The organism is Nitrosospira sp. NpAV, from assembly GCF_000832065.1.
Classification (GTDB): Bacteria; Pseudomonadota; Gammaproteobacteria; order Burkholderiales; family Nitrosomonadaceae; genus Nitrosospira.
The window spans coordinates 54,048-69,640 of sequence record NZ_JXQM01000012.1 but is presented as its reverse complement, the minus strand read 5'-3'; the positions used below and the strand labels follow the sequence as shown (position 1 = coordinate 69,640).

Here is a 15,593-nt window from a genome sequence, read left to right as displayed (position 1 = left end):
CGTCAGCGAAAAACGCGCTCGATTTCCTCGCCCGACATGAGCACGATACGTACGCGCACGGCCTGGGGAATTGAAGAAATCGCGGCAATCGGCGAACCCGCCATCATGTCTGGCCAAATGTTCATCCATAGTCGATCAGCACTGAGATATTGTAATTCGAATGTGACAACTCCGGTCAATATGGGATAGCGTTCTGGCTGCATGCCCGGTGCGACATCGAGACCAGGCCATAACCAGAGCTCGATTTCCTGTTTCTCGTTAAGCACATAGCCAATACGCCGCGCGCTATCGATACCCTCGGCCGAGGCAAAACGGCTGAATTCTAGACGGGGCGATGCTGCACCGTCGGGCATCGCATGAAGTCTTCCGTCCCACGCCGGTGCAGTGCCGGATATCGCCCTCACCGGACGCGGCGCCGCAAGCTGCATGTCGCGCTCAAAGCGTGTGAAGAACGATGTTACGCGCCGCCATTTTTCGGTCTCCTGCTTGACATATTCTCGCGCATCAAGCACCGCACCCAGCCCTCGGTAAGACATCAGCGCCAGCAGAGAAAGAATAATCAAGGCGGTCAACAGCTCGATCAATGTAAACCCGAGGGACATCGAACCATGAGCAGATCTCATGGAACTATTCCCGGAGGCCGCGCCAGAAATCCCGTAAGCTGCGCAAGCAGGTAGGATTCCTGGGGAACCGCGAATACGAAGATATTGACTCGGCGGAAAGCGGGATTGGATGTCTCGGTGACCTCTTCGCGCCAAATAAAATCGGTATTCCCCTGACGTGCCGTACCCCGATAGGTCCCCGGTGACAGCCAGTCTCCACGAGCACGTTGCTCTACCAACAGATTTTCCGCGACCCAGCTGGCGAACAGGCGGGAACGCAACTCGCCGACATTGCTGATACCCTGGCTCGTGACGCGCAGTGCCGCCATCAGCGCGACCGCGATAATGGCCAATGCGGCCAGCACTTCGATCAATGTGAATCCGGCGTCGCTATCTGGGCGCATTCTTGCCATCCGCTTTGTCTTGTCCCGGCAACACACGCACCTCCCCGACCGGAGAACCGGCAATAGTGTAATACTCTCCGCCAAGCGCCAGTTTTATGGCATAAACCATGGTCGCACCCTGGGGGTTGAATTCCAGCCGCATGGCATCCCGGGCGCGCATGTTTTCGATCAACAGACCGGCGATCGCCATACCTTGCGGCAGCGTTCGCGCGCGCAACAACTCATTGCCGCGAATTTCCACCCATCCGATATTTTCGCGATACCGCCAGAACCGGTAGCCCGGGCCATCAGCGGTCCATGCGACGGGTCTGCCCGAGATGCGCGCCTCGGTTCCGGCAAGATCGAGAAGCTGAGCCAGCCGTTCGGCCTCAACGCGAAGCAGCGTACGTTCATCCGGCCGCACGATAACGGTGACCAGCCCGACAAAAAGGCCCATGATCACCAGCGCGACAAGCACCTCGATAAGCGTGAAACCCCGGCCTCTTTTTATCATGATCGCTGCGATCATTGATTTTTGCCCGCCCTGAAATCAGGAAACCGCTGAGCAGCTCCACGAAGCGTTGCGCACAAACACGAGAATTCGTTTGAAAATTAAAGGTTCCAGGAGCCAATATCGGCGTCGTTGCCCTCTCCACCGGAAACGCCATCCGCGCCGAAACTGAAAACATCAATCTCCCCATGTACACCGGGATTCAGATACTGGTAGGGATTACCCCACGGATCTTTGGGAAGGCGCTCCACATAACCCCCTGCCTTCCAGTTGGGTGGAATCGGAGGAACAGCCGGTTTCGTCACCAGCGCCTGCAACCCCTGCTCGGTCTTGGGGTAGCGATGATTGTCGAGACGGTAAAGCTTCAGCATCTGCATCAGGCTGGCAACATCCTGCTTCGCGGCGATTATGCGCGCTTCATCAGGCCGGCTGATGATCTTTGGCACCACCATTACGGCGAGAATTCCAAGGATGACCACTACCACCATCACTTCGAGCAATGTAAAACCACGCTGCCCCCTAAATACGGTCTGCATTGACGGATTACCTTTAGCAATTAGACTGAAAACAGCATTCTGCATTATTTTTTGCGGGTGTAGGGGATGCAATACCATCTGTCGTTTTGCAAACCCAGCACATTAACCCTAGCGCTGCAAGGAATTCACACCACTCCTGAGAATCGCTGTCAATAAACAGCACCGTTCATATTTTTATTCACCGGTCAGCTGCCGGATTCGGATTCAATTCGTCAAACCGAAAAAGCGTGAACAGAGTACAATTGTGCCCCAATAATCCCCCCAGGAATTAATCTCTTAAAAGGGCCTTGTTTAACGTTTTGCAATCTCCACGATAATTTATGATTTCTTGTCGGAGATATGAAAGTCATTTCCCAACCGGATTCCCAGCCAAAAACCTTCGGGCTTTACGGTATCAGTATTATAGGTCATCAATCCAGTCTATCCGCTAGAAGACCGGATGATTAGCCGATTACAAACTTTCGTTTCGATGTTCCAATAGTAATCCGGAATAGATATTAGGATGCGGGGAGTTTCCATTGATCGATCGAGCTTCGCACAGACAGCCATTGTGTCTTTGGCGACGCTTGCCGCATTGGCAACACTTGGCCTGGTGCTCGCATACTGGAGCGAGGCGTGGTTCGCCGGCCGCCCCATCCCAGTTATTCAGGGACCTGTCGAAGCGGGAGGCAATATAGCGGTTGCCAGCGATTTGTTCGGTACCGTGCAACGTGAACAGCACATCGCCGCTCCGGCCGGAATCGCGATAAAGCTGCTCGGCGTTGTGGCGGCTTCTGCCGGTAGGCGTGGATATGCAGTCATGCAGCTTGATTCAAAAGAGATTCTCGCAGTGCTTGAAGGCGAGAACATCGCCTCCGGTGTCCGGCTCGCGGAAGTTCATCCGAATCACATCATCCTGGAGCGTAATGGATTGCGTGAAACACTCGCATGGCCGGGTAAAGACTCATCTACGGATTCCCCCCTGCCGTCAGGCATCAATTCACCCCCGGAATCCGTCACCCCACAAATTAACGAATGATCCGCCGCACAATCGGCGATGAATATCAGAAGGCAAAAAACATGAAGTATAGCGGGTTACGCGCAGGATTTTTATGGACGGCCATAGTGACTTCAATCGGTCAGGCCTGGCCCGATACAATAATTACAGAGCCGCCAAATGGAGGTGGAGCAAAACTGAACCGAGTAACCAGCCCGGTTGCTGCTATTCCGGAAATGAATGCCTTACACACTAACAAGTTTTCGGCTCTCGGCGATCCGGATGTTGTCACGCTTAATTTCGTCAATGCAGAGATTGAAGGCGTGGTAAAGGCGGTGAGCGAGATAACCCGGAAAAACTTCATGCTCGATCCGCGCGTCAAGGGTACGATCAATATTGTTTCAGCAAAGCCGATGCCTAGATCATTAGTATACGATGTATTCCTGTCCGCATTGCGGCTGCACGGTTATGCGGCGGTTGAGGATTACGGCGTCATCAAAATTGTGCCTGAAAGTGATGCCAAGCTATTCCAGACCCCTACCGTTGGCCCGAACGAGAAACGTCCCGCCGCCGGTGACCGGATCCAGACACAGGTATTCACGCTGGAGCACGAATCGGCGGTACAAATGGTTCCCGTCCTGCGTCCGCTCATCGCCCCCAACAATAGCATTAGCGCCAACCAGAACAGCAATACGCTGATTATCACCGATTATGCAAGCAACCTTCAGCGCCTGGAAAAAATCATCAACGCGGTCGATCAACCCAGCGGAACCGATCCGATTTCCATATCGCTTCAACATGCTTCGGCCATTGATGTCGCGCAAACGGTCAATCGCCTGTTTGCAGAAGCAGCGCAAGCGCAAGCCCAAGCCTTGCTGGAATCCGGAGGGCTACAAACTCCGAGCTTTATGGTCGTCGCGGATGCCCGGTCAAACACCCTGCTGGCGCGTTCGGGAGATCCGGCGGCGCTAAATCGCTTGCGTCAACTGGTAGCTATACTGGATCTGCCCACCAGCGCGGGCGGCAATATACATGTTGTTTTTCTGAAAAATGCCGATGCGGTGAAACTTGCTGAAACCTTGCGGGCGATCTATCACAAAACCACGCCACCGCCATCGGTCTCAGCATCCGCGGGGATGGGCCAAACAACCGGTACGGCTTTTGGAACTTCATCCCCTGGCGGCTCCATGGGCACCCCCAACCCCCCCTCGGGATTCTCCGCAGGGACGGTTTCCGCTACCTCGTCGATGACGCCAGCTCCGATGCAAACCCAAACCGCCGGTTCTTCCATGATGCAAAGTATCATTCAGGCGGATGCAGCCACCAACTCGATCATTATTACCGCGCCGGATGCGATCTACAACAATTTGCGCGCGGTAATAGAAAGGCTCGATGTACGCCGTGTGCAAGTATATATCGAGGCGCTGATTGCCGAGATTACCGCCGACCGGGCCGCGGAATTCGGGATTCAGTGGCAGAACATAATCGACAGTAGCCAGGGCGGCACGCAGGTCGTTGGCGGCACCAGTTTTAATGCAGGAGCCGGCAGTGGCGGAAATATCCTCAATATTGCTCAGAATCCGCTTTCCGCGGGGCCCGGCCTGACCATCGGAATCATGAAAGGCCTTGTTACCGCCATCCCCGGCATCGGGCCCGTAATCAATCTGCATGCGCTTATCCGTGCGCTGGAAACGGATGCCAACGCCAATATTCTTTCTACCCCGACATTACTCACGCTGAACAACGAGGAAGCGAGGATTGTCATTGGTCAAAACGTACCGATTCCCACCGGGCAGTTTATTCCCCCGGTGGGTGGCGCCGTATCATCGCCGTTTCAGACCGTCACGCGCCAGGATGTCGGACTATCGCTGAGAATCAAGCCCCTCATCTCTGAAGGCGGCACCGTTCGCGTGCAAATTTTTCAGGAGGTATCCAGCGTTGTTCCCGGCACGGTGAACGCAACCAATGGGCTGATTACGAACAAACGCTCTATCGAGTCAACAGTGCTGGTCGACGACGGTCAGATTATCGTGCTCGGCGGTTTGATACAGGAAACCGTTAACGACTCGGTCGAAAGACTTCCGTTGGTTGGAGAAATTCCATGGGTTGGGCATCTATTCAGCTACAACAAGCGCTCGCGCAACAAAACCAATCTGATGGTATTCCTGCGTCCGACATTGATTCGCGATAGCGAGAACGCCGAACTGCCTACCAATACACAATATGACCGAGTTCTAAGCGACCAGAACAAAGCCAAACCCAAACCTCATCCTATCCTTCCGAACCTGGAATCGCCCAGTCTGCCGCCACGTCCGCCGAAAACCCTTGTGATACCTGATAAGGCCGAAGTCCCCGATGGAACAGGACCCGGTACGAAACGATAAAAACTCCACTCCCATGATCTCCTCCGATATGGTTCCCTATGCGTTTGTCAAAACCGGTGGTGTCGTCGTGACCTCCATCGAGAATGGGCTAGCGGAGGTGGCTGTGCGCAACGGCGCGCCAGCCGGTTCACTGGCGGAATTGCGCCGTGTTCTTGGTGTACCTTTGCACGCGCGCCGTGTTGGCACCGCCGAGTTCGATGAGCTTGTCTCCACGCTATATAACGGCGCGGCTGCCGGTACCGCCACCCTTGCCGGCGATCTCGCGCAGGACATAGACCTCTCCAGGTTATTGCAGGAGCTGCCAAAAGTCGAAGACTTGCTCGAGAGCCAGGATGACGCACCGGTTATCCGCCTCATTAATGCGTTGTTTACACAAGCGCTACGCAATACCGCCTCGGATATTCATATTGAACCCTATGAAACCCGCTCGGTGGTGCGGCTGCGCATCGACGGCACGCTGCGTGATCTGATCGAACCCGCGCGCGCGCTGCATGCTGCCCTGGTCTCACGCATCAAGATCATGGCGCACCTGGACATCGCGGAGAAGCGCCTGCCGCAAGACGGACGGATTACGCTACGCATGGCTGGCAGACCGGTTGACGTGCGCGTATCCACGATTCCCACCGTTCACGGTGAACGTGTGGTGCTGCGTTTGCTCGATAAACAAGCTGGACGGCTCGACCTGCCACGGCTTGGCATGGACGATGCCACACTGGCACATATGGACAAGCTGATCCGGGAGCCCCACGGCATTATCCTGGTCACCGGCCCCACCGGCTCAGGTAAGACGACCACGCTTTATGCCGCCCTCTCGCGGCTTGATTCGGCCACACTCAATATCATGACTGTTGAGGATCCCATCGAGTACGATCTTGACGGCATCAGCCAGACACAGATAAATACCCGCATCGAAATGAGTTTTGCGCGGGCGTTGCGCACTATTTTGCGCCAGGATCCTGATGTCATCATGATTGGAGAGATCCGGGATCTCGAAACGGCGCAGATCGCGGTACAAGCCAGCCTTACCGGTCATCTGGTATTCGCCACGCTGCACACCAACGATGCGGTGAGTGCGGTTACCCGGCTTGTGGATATGGGTGTTGAGCCATTTCTGCTCGCCTCAAGCCTGATCGGAGTGGGTGCCCAGCGCCTGGTGAGACGGCTTTGCCTGGAATGCCGCGAGCCCTTTGCCGGGAACGCTGCACAGTTGCAGCCTCTCGGATTCGATTCGGCACCCACCGTTTTTTATAAAGCGCAAGGGTGCGCCAGCTGCAATCACTCCGGTTATCGGGGCCGTACGGGTATTTACGAATTGCTGACGGTTGACAACGACTTGCGCCGTCATATCCATGATCGTGCATCCGAGCAGGATCTGCGGGAGTATGTAATTTCCCGGGGCATGCGGTCGTTGCGGGACGATGGCATTCGCCTGGTTGCGCAAGGCGTAACCAGTCTGGAAGAAGTCGTGCGCGTGACGCGCGAATAGGGCTCTTTAATCCTATTACATGAGCGATCAACTACCGGATTTCGGTTAATGGAAGCATACCGCTATGAAGCGCTCGACGCCGCGGGCCGCACGGTGTCCGGCGTGGTACAGGCCGATACGCCGCGTCAGGCGCGTGCGCAATTGCGTGCCCGGGGCCTGTTGCCTTCCGTGGTAGATCAGGTACGGGCGCGGGAGCAGGCGCAGTTGCCTTGGACGCGGGGCATTTCTTCGGCCGAGCTGAGTCTGTTGACAAGGCAGCTGGCGACGTTGCTGTCGGCCGGGTTGACGGTGGAGCAGTCGCTTACGGCACTGATCGAGGAGACCGCCGAACCCGCGACGCGGGAATTGCTGGGCGGCGTTAAAACCGAAGTCACGGGAGGCCTCTCTCTCGCCGGCGCTTTAGGTAGCTACAGCAAAAGTTTCCCCGATTTCTACCGCGCACTGGTGCACGGGGGCGAAGAATCCGGCGCATTGCCTCTAATTTTGCAGCATCTGGCGGACTATCTCGACGCACGGCAGGCGATGAAGCAAAAAACCAGCCTTGCCCTTCTTTATCCGATTCTGGTTACGGTGGTAGCGATTCTGATTGTTGCCGGCCTGCTGGTTTACGTGGTGCCGCAAGTGGTGCAGGTGTTTCAACATTCACGCCAGAGTCTGCCTTTTCTGACGCGGGCGCTGATCGGATTGAGCGATTTCCTCGGCATGGCCTGGCCGTATCTTCTTACGGCTATCGCGGGCGGATTGATCGCTGCCCGCATGGCGCTGCGCCACGAGAGGGCAAAGTACCGCTGGCATGCCCTGCTGCTGCGAATGCCCTGGCTGGGATCACTCATTCGAGGTGAAAACACCTCCCGTTTCGCCAGTACCCTCTCGATTCTGGTCGGGGGTGGCGTGCCGCTTCTTACGGCCCTTCACTCCGGCGCGCGCGTAATGAGTAACGTGGTAATGCGCAAGGCTATCGAAGATACCATCGCGCGGGTGCGCGAAGGCGCGGGCCTGGCCCGGGCGCTGCGCGAAACGCGCGTATTTCCTCCTCTGCTTGTCCATCTGGTGGCAAGCGGGGAAATGAGCGGCAAGCTGGCGCAGATGCTCGAACGCGCCGCACAGCTCGAAACCCGGGCGCTTGAACGGCGCCTGGCAGTATTTCTGACGCTGCTGGAGCCAGTGATGATCCTGGTGATGGGCGGCATTGTGCTGCTCATCGTTCTCGCCATACTGCTTCCCATTATCGAGATTAACCAGTTGGTGCATTAAACATTTCCGAGTGGGTCTTTTCCGGCAGAACGCACTATGACGCATTCAATCCCCTTGCCAGATCGGCTTTGAGGTCCTTGACCGCTTCGAGCCCCACCGCGATGCGCAGGAGACCGTCGGTGATGCCCGCCGCATCCCGGTTTTCCTGACTGATACGCGCGTGGGTGGTGGTGGCGGGGTGCGTGAGCGTACTCTTGGTATCGCCCAGATTGGCGGTGATCGAAATCAACCGGACTGAATCCACCACTCGCCACGCCGCCTCTTTTCCATTCTTCAATTCAAATGAAACGATGCCGCCACCCGCTTTCTGCTGACGTTTGGCCAGCGCGTGCTGCGGGTGCGACGGCAGGCCGGGGTAATGAACTCTCGCCACGCCGGGCTGCGCTTCCAGCCAGCGGGCAATTTGCAGGGCGTTTGCGCAATGAGCCTCCATGCGAATCTTCAAGGTTTCCATTCCTTTCAGAATTACCCAGGCATTAAACGGGCTCAGGCTCGGTCCGGCGGTACGCAAGAAGCCGAACACCCCTTGCTCCATCACCAGATCCCGTTTTCCCAGTACCGCACCGCCCAGCACCCTGCCCTGGCCCTCAAGATACTTGGTGGCGGAATGAATCACGAGATCGGCGCCCAGATCCAGCGGCCGTTGCAGCGCCGGTGAACAAAAGCAGTTATCGACCGCAAGCCATGCACCGGCTTTTTTTGCCACAGCTGCCAATGTGGCGATATCCGAAATTTCCGTAAGCGGATTTGATGGCGTTTCGATGAACAGCAATTTTGTAGCGGGCTTTATCGCCGCCTCCCAGGCCGAAATATCGGTGGCGGAAACAAAAGTTGTCTCGATATTGAAGCGCTTGAGGATGGTATTGAACAGGTTCACTGTAGAACCGAACAGGCTGCGAGATGCCACGATGTGATCACCGGCGGAAAGTAGCCCCATTACGCAGGCGAGTATCGCCGACATGCCTGAAGAAGTGGCTACGCAGGCTTCCGCCCCTTCCAGGGCGGCAAGCCGCTCTTCGAAAGCCGTAACCGTGGGATTGGTAAAGCGCGAATATATATTTCCCGGTTCAGCGCCGGAAAAACGTGCCGCGGCCTGAGCGGCGCTATCAAATACAAAACTCGAAGTCAGGTACAAAGCTTCAGAGTGTTCGTTGAATTGGCTGCGGTGAATGCCCGTATGCAGCGCCAGTGTTTCCAGCTCAAAATCGTCAGACATGCGAACCCCTCAATAAAAAACCCGTTCAGCATTTGCTAAAACGGGTTCCCCGCTTTAGCCGAATTTATAACGCGCCCGCAAGCTGAATATCAAATCGGCGCACATCGTTAAACTACGCTTGGGAATTGTTTTTGTCAAATCCCCATCAATGAAATACTGGATAAACCCTCGATTTCCCAGCCTTAATCCGCTCCCGCCAGATTCAAGTCCAGTTGCGTGCTGGACCCGGTTCGCGACAATGGAGCACCCCCGTTGCGTTGCGCTTCCAAAACGGCCAGATACTCCTCGGTGACATCACCGGTAATGTAATGACCATCGAAACAGGATGTTTCATAATGCGTAATGGATGGATTGACGCGGGATACGTCTTTTATGAGGGAATCGAGTTCCTGATAAACGAGGTGATCAGCACCGATCTCGCGACAGATCTCGTCATCATCCCGGCCGGTGGCAATGAGTTCCTCGCGCGTAGGCATATCGATCCCATAGACATTGGGAAACCTAACCGGTGGCGCGGCGGAAGCAAAGTATACCTTATGCGCCCCTGCTCCTTGCGCCATTTGTACGATCTCGCGGCTGGTCGTCCCGCGCACGATCGAGTCGTCCACCAGCAGCACGTTTTTGCCGCTGAATTCCACGCGCATGGCATTGAGCTTTTGACGCACCGATTTACGCCGCTGCTGCTGTCCCGGCATGATGAAGGTCCGTCCAATATAGCGGTTCTTGACGAAGCCCTCACGGAAACTCAACCCCAGGCGATTTGCCAGTTGCAAGGCACTGGGACGGCTGGAATCGGGAATTGGAATGACCACGTCGATATCCAGATGACGCATGGTTTTGGTGATTTTATCGGCCAGGCTCTCACCCATGTTAAGGCGTGTTTCATACACCGAAATACCATCCATCACTGAATCGGGGCGCGCCATATAGACATATTCGAAGATACACGGGTTATGCACGGGATTAGCGGCGCATTGCTTGTTATAGAAGTTCCCGTCTCCATCGATAAAAATCGCTTCTCCCGGTGCGATATCCCGCACCAGCTTGAATCCCAAGGTATCGAGCGCCACGCTCTCCGAAGCCACCAGATATTCCATCCCTTGTTCGGTATCGGCGCAACCGAACACCAATGGACGTATGCCATAAGGATCGCGAAATGCCAGCAACCCATAACCGGCGATCATTGCCACAACCGCATACGCACCCCGGCAACGCCGGTGCACCCCGGACACTGCGGCAAAGATGGCGGCGGGGTCGAGATGGTAGTTTTTCGTGCCTTGTTGCAACTCATGAGCCAGCACGTTAAGGAGGACTTCCGAATCGGAATTCGTATTGACGTGGCGCAGATCCTCACGGAACAACTCCCGATTGAGTTGTGCCGCATTCGTGAGGTTGCCGTTATGCCCGAGCACGATGCCAAATGGCGAGTTGACATAGAATGGCTGCGCCTCGGCCGAAGATTCTGAGGAACCCGCGGTGGGATATCTCACATGCGCGATACCCATATTCCCAGTCAGCGCACGCATGTTCCGGGTGCGGAATACATCCCGCACTAGGCCGTTGCCCTTGTGCATATGAAATGTATTGTCCTGGGCGGTAACGATGCCGGCCGCATCCTGTCCGCGATGCTGGAGCACCAGCAGTCCATCATAGAGTAGTTGGTTGGCGGGGGTTTGGGCGACCAGACCCAGAATTCCACACATTATTGCACTCCGCAAAAGTAACTTGGATTAACCCTGTATGGGAACCGCAAAGAAAATTCTCTCATAGCGCCCTGGGCAATACGTAGAAACGCTAGGACATCTATTATATTTGCAAATGCTCATTGTTCACGCTTCAGTTTCACATAACTGATGCGCTTGGATAAATCCTGTGGCAGCCAGGGCATCACCATCATTGCCGTTGTTTCCAACGGCTTGCTCAACAAAGCTTTCTGCCAGAAAGGCTCTTGTGGCAGCGCCGTCAACCCCGCTGCCAATACCATCAATAGCACGACCAGCAGTCCGCGCATGAACCCGAATAACGAACCAAAAAACCTGTCGGCGAATCCCAATCCCACGGTCTTTATCAAAGCCGATATCAGCATGGTAATCAGAGCCATCGCCAGCAACGCCGATAAAAACAACGCGGCAAATGCCAGCAACATGCGCAGCGATTCGCCGGTAATGGTGGATGGCAGCATGGACGCAAATCCTGCCGCGAAGGAATTCGCCACCATGAACGCAACGACCCACCCCGCCAGCGAGAGTAATTCGCGCACTACACCTCGCACTATGCTCAGCAAAATCGATAAAACAAGTATGGCAAGAACAGCGTAATCGAAAATAGTCATTCGTAGCGAGAGTAAAATTACACAAGCACGGTCCACCTACCTGTGCGGCAATGAATTCCACAAACTCATCGGGCTACTTATCTGTCACTACGCCATCCAGCCCCACCTTCTTCAGTTTCTCGCGGGCAGCCTCCGCTTCCTCGCGGGTGGGGAAAGGACCGGCGCGTACACGCGTTATTTCCCCTTTCTCGGTTTTAAGCGTCTCGGTGTATGCCTTTGTGCCTTTGGATGCCACATTTTGCTGCTGTTGCCGAGCCTTGACCGGATCAGAGAATGCGCCCAATTGCACGACAAACGTTCCGGTGGCGACGGTAGGCTTGGCAGTTCCCGATTCAGCCTTGGCACCCGCATTCGTCCCGGCTGCAGCCGGCTTCTCTACCGGCTCATTCGAAGATTGGGCAGGCTTGGCGGGGAGTTCGGATTCCTTTTGCGTTTCCTGCTGCTTTTGCGTTTCCTGCTGTACGCCAGTTGCATTTTTTTCGGGAGTAGGCGCTTTCATACGGGGCGCAATTCCGGGAGTAAACTCTTCCGCAGCCTCTTCCGGTGGAATGCGGATGTCAATCTCCTGACTCCGCTGTTCCGGTTTACTATCGAGTACCATTGGCAAAATTACAACCGCCGCGATCACTAAGGTAATTGCGCCGACCAGACGCCTTCGCGCGCGCTTTCTAAGTTGAATTTCTTCTTCGCTGACGGCTTTTGCCATTTGAACCTGAATCCGGTGGTTGATCGCCCATTTCTCAGTCTGGAATTATGATTCGTAAAGAATTCCTTTGCTGTTTGGTCGCCTTTGGGTGAATCCGCTACAGCTAGCGGATTTGGGTTGAATTCGTTTGATCGCTATTCATGCTCAACCGTGTTCCGGTACTGTAACGCCCCAGCGACGGTATGGAATGAGCCAAATACGCAGATTCTATCATTTTCGGACGCCTGCTTACAGGCATACGCGTAGGCCGTGGCAGGATCAGGGAAAGTAAGAACAGTTTCTCCCGCGCCATCAGCCCCTGCGGCCTCCACCGCCTGCCTCACTTCACTCGCCGAAGCACCGCGCGGCGCATCAATGCCCGCAATCAGCCATACATCCACCTTTGCCGCAAGGGCCCGCGCCACGCCAGTTATATCCTTATCCTTGAGCATTGCGAATACCGCATAAGTTTTCCGGTATTGCCCCATGCTACCGAGGTTAAGGGCCAGTACATATGCGGCACCGGGATTGTGCGCCACATCAAACACCGTCACGGGCCGGCCGGGCAGTACTTGAAATCTTCCTGGCAAGGTGACGTCCAGCAAGCCTTGGCGTACGTCGCTTATGGTAACCGGCAACCGGTCCCGGAGGATATCGAGCGCTGCGACGCAGGCACTGGCGTTACGCAATTGAAAGGCGCCACGCAGGGCGGGATGAGGAAGCGAATGGCGTTTCCCGCCTGGCCCCCAATAACTCCATAGCGTTGCATCGGCTGTGTGGGTCGAGTAGCCGAAGTGCTCGCCGATGTGCATCAAATTCGCACCAATGCTATTTGCATGGTGTCGAATACTTGCGGGAATATCCTCTTCTGAGCAGATTGCAGCCTGCCCGCTCCTGAGAATTCCCGCCTTCTCGAACCCGATTTTTTCCCGGGTGTCACCGAGATACTCCATATGATCGAAATCGATGCTGGTGATCACGGCACAATCGGCGTCAAAAATGTTGACCGCATCCAGGCGTCCACCCAGCCCCACCTCCAGAATCGCGGCATCCACGCCCGCTTGACTGAATAATTGCATTGCCGCCAGCGTACCGAACTCGAAGTAGGTCAGGGAAATGCCGCTACTGATGCGAGCCGACTCCACGGCGTCAAAAGCACTGCACAATTCGCCGTCACTTGCTTCTCGCCGGTTTATCCGCACCCGCTCGTTATAACGCAGCAGGTGTGGCGACGTGTAGCAGCCCACGCGGTATCCGGCACAGCTCAGAATTGCTTCCAGCATGGCGCAAGTTGACCCTTTACCATTGGTCCCGCCCACAATGATGATGGGAAAAGATGGCGTAAGGCCCAGTTTGATTCTGACGCGGTTCACCCGCTCCAGCCCCATCTCGATAGTCTTGGGATGGAGATGATCGAAGTAAGTCAGCCAGCCGGAAAATGTTCTGGATTCCGATTCCATCATCGGTGGCTCACGCTGCTCCATACCTCTAGCATAAAGTCGGGATGCGGGATGCTGGAGAGCCAGCAATCAAGAAGACGGTGCGGGCGTATGCATCAGCAATGTGCAGAGATTGACAAGCTTATCGCGCATGCGTCTGCGGTCTACGATCATATCGATCGCTCCGTGCTCCAACAGAAATTCGGCACGCTGGAAGCCTTCCGGCAGGGTTTGCCGCACCGTCTGCTCGATGACGCGGGGCCCCGCAAAACCAATCAACGCGCCCGGCTCAGCGATTACCACGTCGCCTATGAAGGCAAAACTGGCCGATACGCCGCCCATGGTGGGATCAGTCAGTACCGAGATAAAGGGAAGCCGCTGCTGACTCAACTGGGTCAGCGCCGCCGATGTTTTAGCCATTTGCATGAGTGATAGCAATCCTTCCTGCATGCGCGCCCCGCCACTGGCAGCGAAACATACAAAGGGCAGACGCTGCTCGACGCATACTTGCACCCCGCGCGTGAAGCGCTCACCCACCACCGATCCCATCGAACCGCCCATGAAACCGAATTCGAACGCCGCCACGACCAGGGGAACGGTTTTTACGCTCCCCTGCATTACCACCAGGGCATCGTCCTCCTCCGTATCCCTCTTCGCATCCGATAGCCGGTCAATGTAGCGCTTGCTATCCTTGAATTTAAGCGGATCGAGCGAGAGCACTTCCGCTCCGATCTCGTAGCGTCCCTCGGCATCCAATAATAAATCGAGGCGCACTCTGGCGGAAATGCGGTTGTGATGATTGCATTTGGGGCAGACGTTGAGATTATTTCCCAGATCAGAGTAATACAGCACGGCTTCGCAGGAGGCGCACTTGCTCCACAGTCCCTCGGGCACGGCTTTTTTTTCGCCGCTTTCCTTGCGCTTGATTTTTGGCGGGAGAAGTTTCTGAAACCAGCTCATAAGTTTGCGTGATCAATAGCCACTTCGTCGATTGCGCTTCGCAGGTTTTTTACCAAATGACTCACATTCGTCAATATCTCCCCTTTGGGCGAGCTTTCTATCTCCTCAATGATGCGGCTTCCAACCACCACTGCGTCGGCAAGCTCCGCCACCGCCTTGGCCGTGGCGCTGTCGCGTATGCCGAACCCGACACCAATGGGAATGGAAATGAGCGAACGCAATTGGGTCAGCTTATTGGCCACATCGCTCAGATCAAGGTTCAATGCACCCGTCACTCCTTTTAGCGAAACGTAATACACATATCCTTTAGCCATTTCCGCCACATGTTCGATGCGTGTCCGCGGGGTAGTGGGAGACAGCAGGAAGATTGCGTCAATCTGCTGGCGTTCGAGATATTTTACCCATTCCCCTGACTCTTCCGGTGGATAGTCCACCGTTAACACTCCATCTATGCCGCATGCTTTTGCTTTTACCGTGAATTTTTCATACCCCATCGCTTCTATCGGATTGGCATAGCCCATCAATACCACCGGCGTGGAGGAGTCGTTTTTCCTGAACTCCGCCACCATGGTCAGCACATCGTTCAGACCAACATTGTGCTTTAACGCCCGCTCGGACGATCGTTGTATGGTTGGCCCATCAGCCATGGGATCGGAAAAAGGCACACCCAGCTCAATGACATCAGCGCCCGCCTTTACCAGTTCATGCATCAACGGCACCATCATCGCAGGTTCTGGATCGCCGGCGGTGATGAAAGGAATCAACGCTTTTCTGCCTTGCTGGCGTAGCTTTTCAAAGGTAATTGCAATGCGTGACATGAAATAGAGAA

The 15,593-nt window shown here is 55.4% G+C and carries 15 protein-coding genes; 4 read left to right on the top strand and 11 right to left on the bottom strand.

The window, feature by feature from the left end:
• Positions 1–2: 2 nt before the first annotated feature.
• From gspJ to gspG, 4 genes are all read right to left on the bottom strand, one after another.
• Complete coding sequence (gspJ, locus tag SQ11_RS08465; protein ID WP_041513726.1) at positions 3–623, bottom strand: type II secretion system minor pseudopilin GspJ; 621 nt, start codon at positions 621–623, stop codon at positions 3–5.
• The gene (gspI, locus tag SQ11_RS08460) at positions 620–1,006 is read right to left on the bottom strand and encodes a type II secretion system minor pseudopilin GspI (protein ID WP_084226784.1); all 387 of its coding nucleotides are present in this window, start codon (positions 1,004–1,006) and stop codon (positions 620–622) included. Before gspI ends, gspJ begins: the two co-directional genes overlap by 4 nt.
• The gene (locus SQ11_RS08455; RefSeq protein WP_232297938.1) at positions 993–1,499 is read right to left on the bottom strand and encodes a GspH/FimT family pseudopilin; all 507 of its coding nucleotides are present in this window, start codon (positions 1,497–1,499) and stop codon (positions 993–995) included. Before SQ11_RS08455 ends, gspI begins: the two co-directional genes overlap by 14 nt.
• A 98-nt stretch (positions 1,500–1,597) precedes the next feature.
• Positions 1,598–2,032 carry a type II secretion system major pseudopilin GspG gene (gene gspG, locus SQ11_RS08450; protein ID WP_052494107.1) on the bottom strand — a complete coding sequence of 145 codons (435 nt, stop codon included), beginning with the start codon at positions 2,030–2,032 and terminating at the stop codon, positions 1,598–1,600.
• A 502-nt stretch (positions 2,033–2,534) separates the two neighbouring features.
• Here gspG and SQ11_RS08445 point away from each other — a divergent pair.
• From SQ11_RS08445 to gspF, 4 genes are all read left to right on the top strand, one after another.
• Positions 2,535–3,050 (top strand): type II secretion system protein N, encoded by a 516-nt coding sequence (locus tag SQ11_RS08445; protein WP_041513723.1) that lies wholly within the window; start codon positions 2,535–2,537, stop codon positions 3,048–3,050.
• Between the two features lie 194 nt (positions 3,051–3,244).
• Positions 3,245–5,392, top strand: a complete 2,148-nt coding sequence (gene gspD / locus SQ11_RS08440) for a type II secretion system secretin GspD (protein ID WP_232297937.1) — start codon at positions 3,245–3,247, stop codon at positions 5,390–5,392.
• On the top strand, positions 5,364–6,878 hold the full coding sequence (gspE, locus tag SQ11_RS08435) for a type II secretion system ATPase GspE (protein WP_269746037.1): 1,515 nt from the start codon (positions 5,364–5,366) through the stop codon (positions 6,876–6,878). Before gspD ends, gspE begins: the two co-directional genes overlap by 29 nt.
• Positions 6,879–6,926: 48 nt before the next feature.
• Positions 6,927–8,132, top strand: a complete 1,206-nt coding sequence (gene gspF / locus SQ11_RS08430) for a type II secretion system inner membrane protein GspF (protein ID WP_041513721.1) — start codon at positions 6,927–6,929, stop codon at positions 8,130–8,132.
• 34 nt (positions 8,133–8,166) lie between these two features.
• Here gspF and SQ11_RS08425 read toward each other — a convergent pair whose 3' ends face one another.
• From SQ11_RS08425 to trpA, 7 genes are all read right to left on the bottom strand, one after another.
• A complete protein-coding gene (locus SQ11_RS08425) occupies positions 8,167–9,348 on the bottom strand; it encodes an O-succinylhomoserine sulfhydrylase (RefSeq protein ID WP_041513720.1) in 1,182 nt (393 codons plus the stop codon).
• 182 nt (positions 9,349–9,530) lie between these two features.
• Positions 9,531–11,051 carry an amidophosphoribosyltransferase gene (purF, locus tag SQ11_RS08420; protein WP_041513719.1) on the bottom strand — a complete coding sequence of 507 codons (1,521 nt, stop codon included), beginning with the start codon at positions 11,049–11,051 and terminating at the stop codon, positions 9,531–9,533.
• Between the two features lie 119 nt (positions 11,052–11,170).
• Positions 11,171–11,680 carry a CvpA family protein gene (locus SQ11_RS08415; protein ID WP_041513718.1) on the bottom strand — a complete coding sequence of 170 codons (510 nt, stop codon included), beginning with the start codon at positions 11,678–11,680 and terminating at the stop codon, positions 11,171–11,173.
• Positions 11,681–11,753: 73 nt separating this feature from the next.
• Positions 11,754–12,386 carry an SPOR domain-containing protein gene (locus SQ11_RS08410; RefSeq protein WP_041513717.1) on the bottom strand — a complete coding sequence of 211 codons (633 nt, stop codon included), beginning with the start codon at positions 12,384–12,386 and terminating at the stop codon, positions 11,754–11,756.
• A gap of 134 nt (positions 12,387–12,520) precedes the next feature.
• Positions 12,521–13,828 (bottom strand): bifunctional tetrahydrofolate synthase/dihydrofolate synthase, encoded by a 1,308-nt coding sequence (gene folC / locus SQ11_RS08405; protein ID WP_232297936.1) that lies wholly within the window; start codon positions 13,826–13,828, stop codon positions 12,521–12,523.
• 66 nt (positions 13,829–13,894) lie between these two features.
• A complete protein-coding gene (gene accD / locus SQ11_RS08400; RefSeq protein ID WP_041513716.1) occupies positions 13,895–14,764 on the bottom strand; it encodes an acetyl-CoA carboxylase, carboxyltransferase subunit beta in 870 nt (289 codons plus the stop codon).
• A complete protein-coding gene (gene trpA, locus SQ11_RS08395; protein WP_041513715.1) occupies positions 14,761–15,582 on the bottom strand; it encodes a tryptophan synthase subunit alpha in 822 nt (273 codons plus the stop codon). The genes accD and trpA overlap by 4 nt, the downstream gene beginning before the upstream one ends.
• Between the last annotated feature and the right edge of the window lie 11 nt (positions 15,583–15,593).

What these genes read in the sequence shown, in the direction of transcription:
- gspJ (WP_041513726.1), bottom strand. Translation starts at nt 623, where the DNA reads ATGAGATCTGCTCATGGTTCGATGTCCCTCGGGTTTACATTGATCGAG.
- gspI (WP_084226784.1), bottom strand. Translation starts at nt 1,006, where the DNA reads ATGCGCCCAGATAGCGACGCCGGATTCACATTGATCGAAGTGCTGGCC.
- SQ11_RS08455 (WP_232297938.1), bottom strand. Translation starts at nt 1,499, where the DNA reads ATGATAAAAAGAGGCCGGGGTTTCACGCTTATCGAGGTGCTTGTCGCG.
- gspG (WP_052494107.1), bottom strand. Translation starts at nt 2,032, where the DNA reads ATGCAGACCGTATTTAGGGGGCAGCGTGGTTTTACATTGCTCGAAGTG.
- SQ11_RS08445 (WP_041513723.1), top strand. Translation starts at nt 2,535, where the DNA reads ATGCGGGGAGTTTCCATTGATCGATCGAGCTTCGCACAGACAGCCATT.
- gspD (WP_232297937.1), top strand. Translation starts at nt 3,245, where the DNA reads ATGAATGCCTTACACACTAACAAGTTTTCGGCTCTCGGCGATCCGGAT.
- gspE (WP_269746037.1), top strand. Translation starts at nt 5,364, where the DNA reads ATGGAACAGGACCCGGTACGAAACGATAAAAACTCCACTCCCATGATC.
- gspF (WP_041513721.1), top strand. Translation starts at nt 6,927, where the DNA reads ATGGAAGCATACCGCTATGAAGCGCTCGACGCCGCGGGCCGCACGGTG.
- SQ11_RS08425 (WP_041513720.1), bottom strand. Translation starts at nt 9,348, where the DNA reads ATGTCTGACGATTTTGAGCTGGAAACACTGGCGCTGCATACGGGCATT.
- purF (WP_041513719.1), bottom strand. Translation starts at nt 11,051, where the DNA reads ATGTGTGGAATTCTGGGTCTGGTCGCCCAAACCCCCGCCAACCAACTA.
- SQ11_RS08415 (WP_041513718.1), bottom strand. Translation starts at nt 11,680, where the DNA reads ATGACTATTTTCGATTACGCTGTTCTTGCCATACTTGTTTTATCGATT.
- SQ11_RS08410 (WP_041513717.1), bottom strand. Translation starts at nt 12,386, where the DNA reads ATGGCAAAAGCCGTCAGCGAAGAAGAAATTCAACTTAGAAAGCGCGCG.
- folC (WP_232297936.1), bottom strand. Translation starts at nt 13,828, where the DNA reads ATGATGGAATCGGAATCCAGAACATTTTCCGGCTGGCTGACTTACTTC.
- accD (WP_041513716.1), bottom strand. Translation starts at nt 14,764, where the DNA reads ATGAGCTGGTTTCAGAAACTTCTCCCGCCAAAAATCAAGCGCAAGGAA.
- trpA (WP_041513715.1), bottom strand. Translation starts at nt 15,582, where the DNA reads ATGTCACGCATTGCAATTACCTTTGAAAAGCTACGCCAGCAAGGCAGA.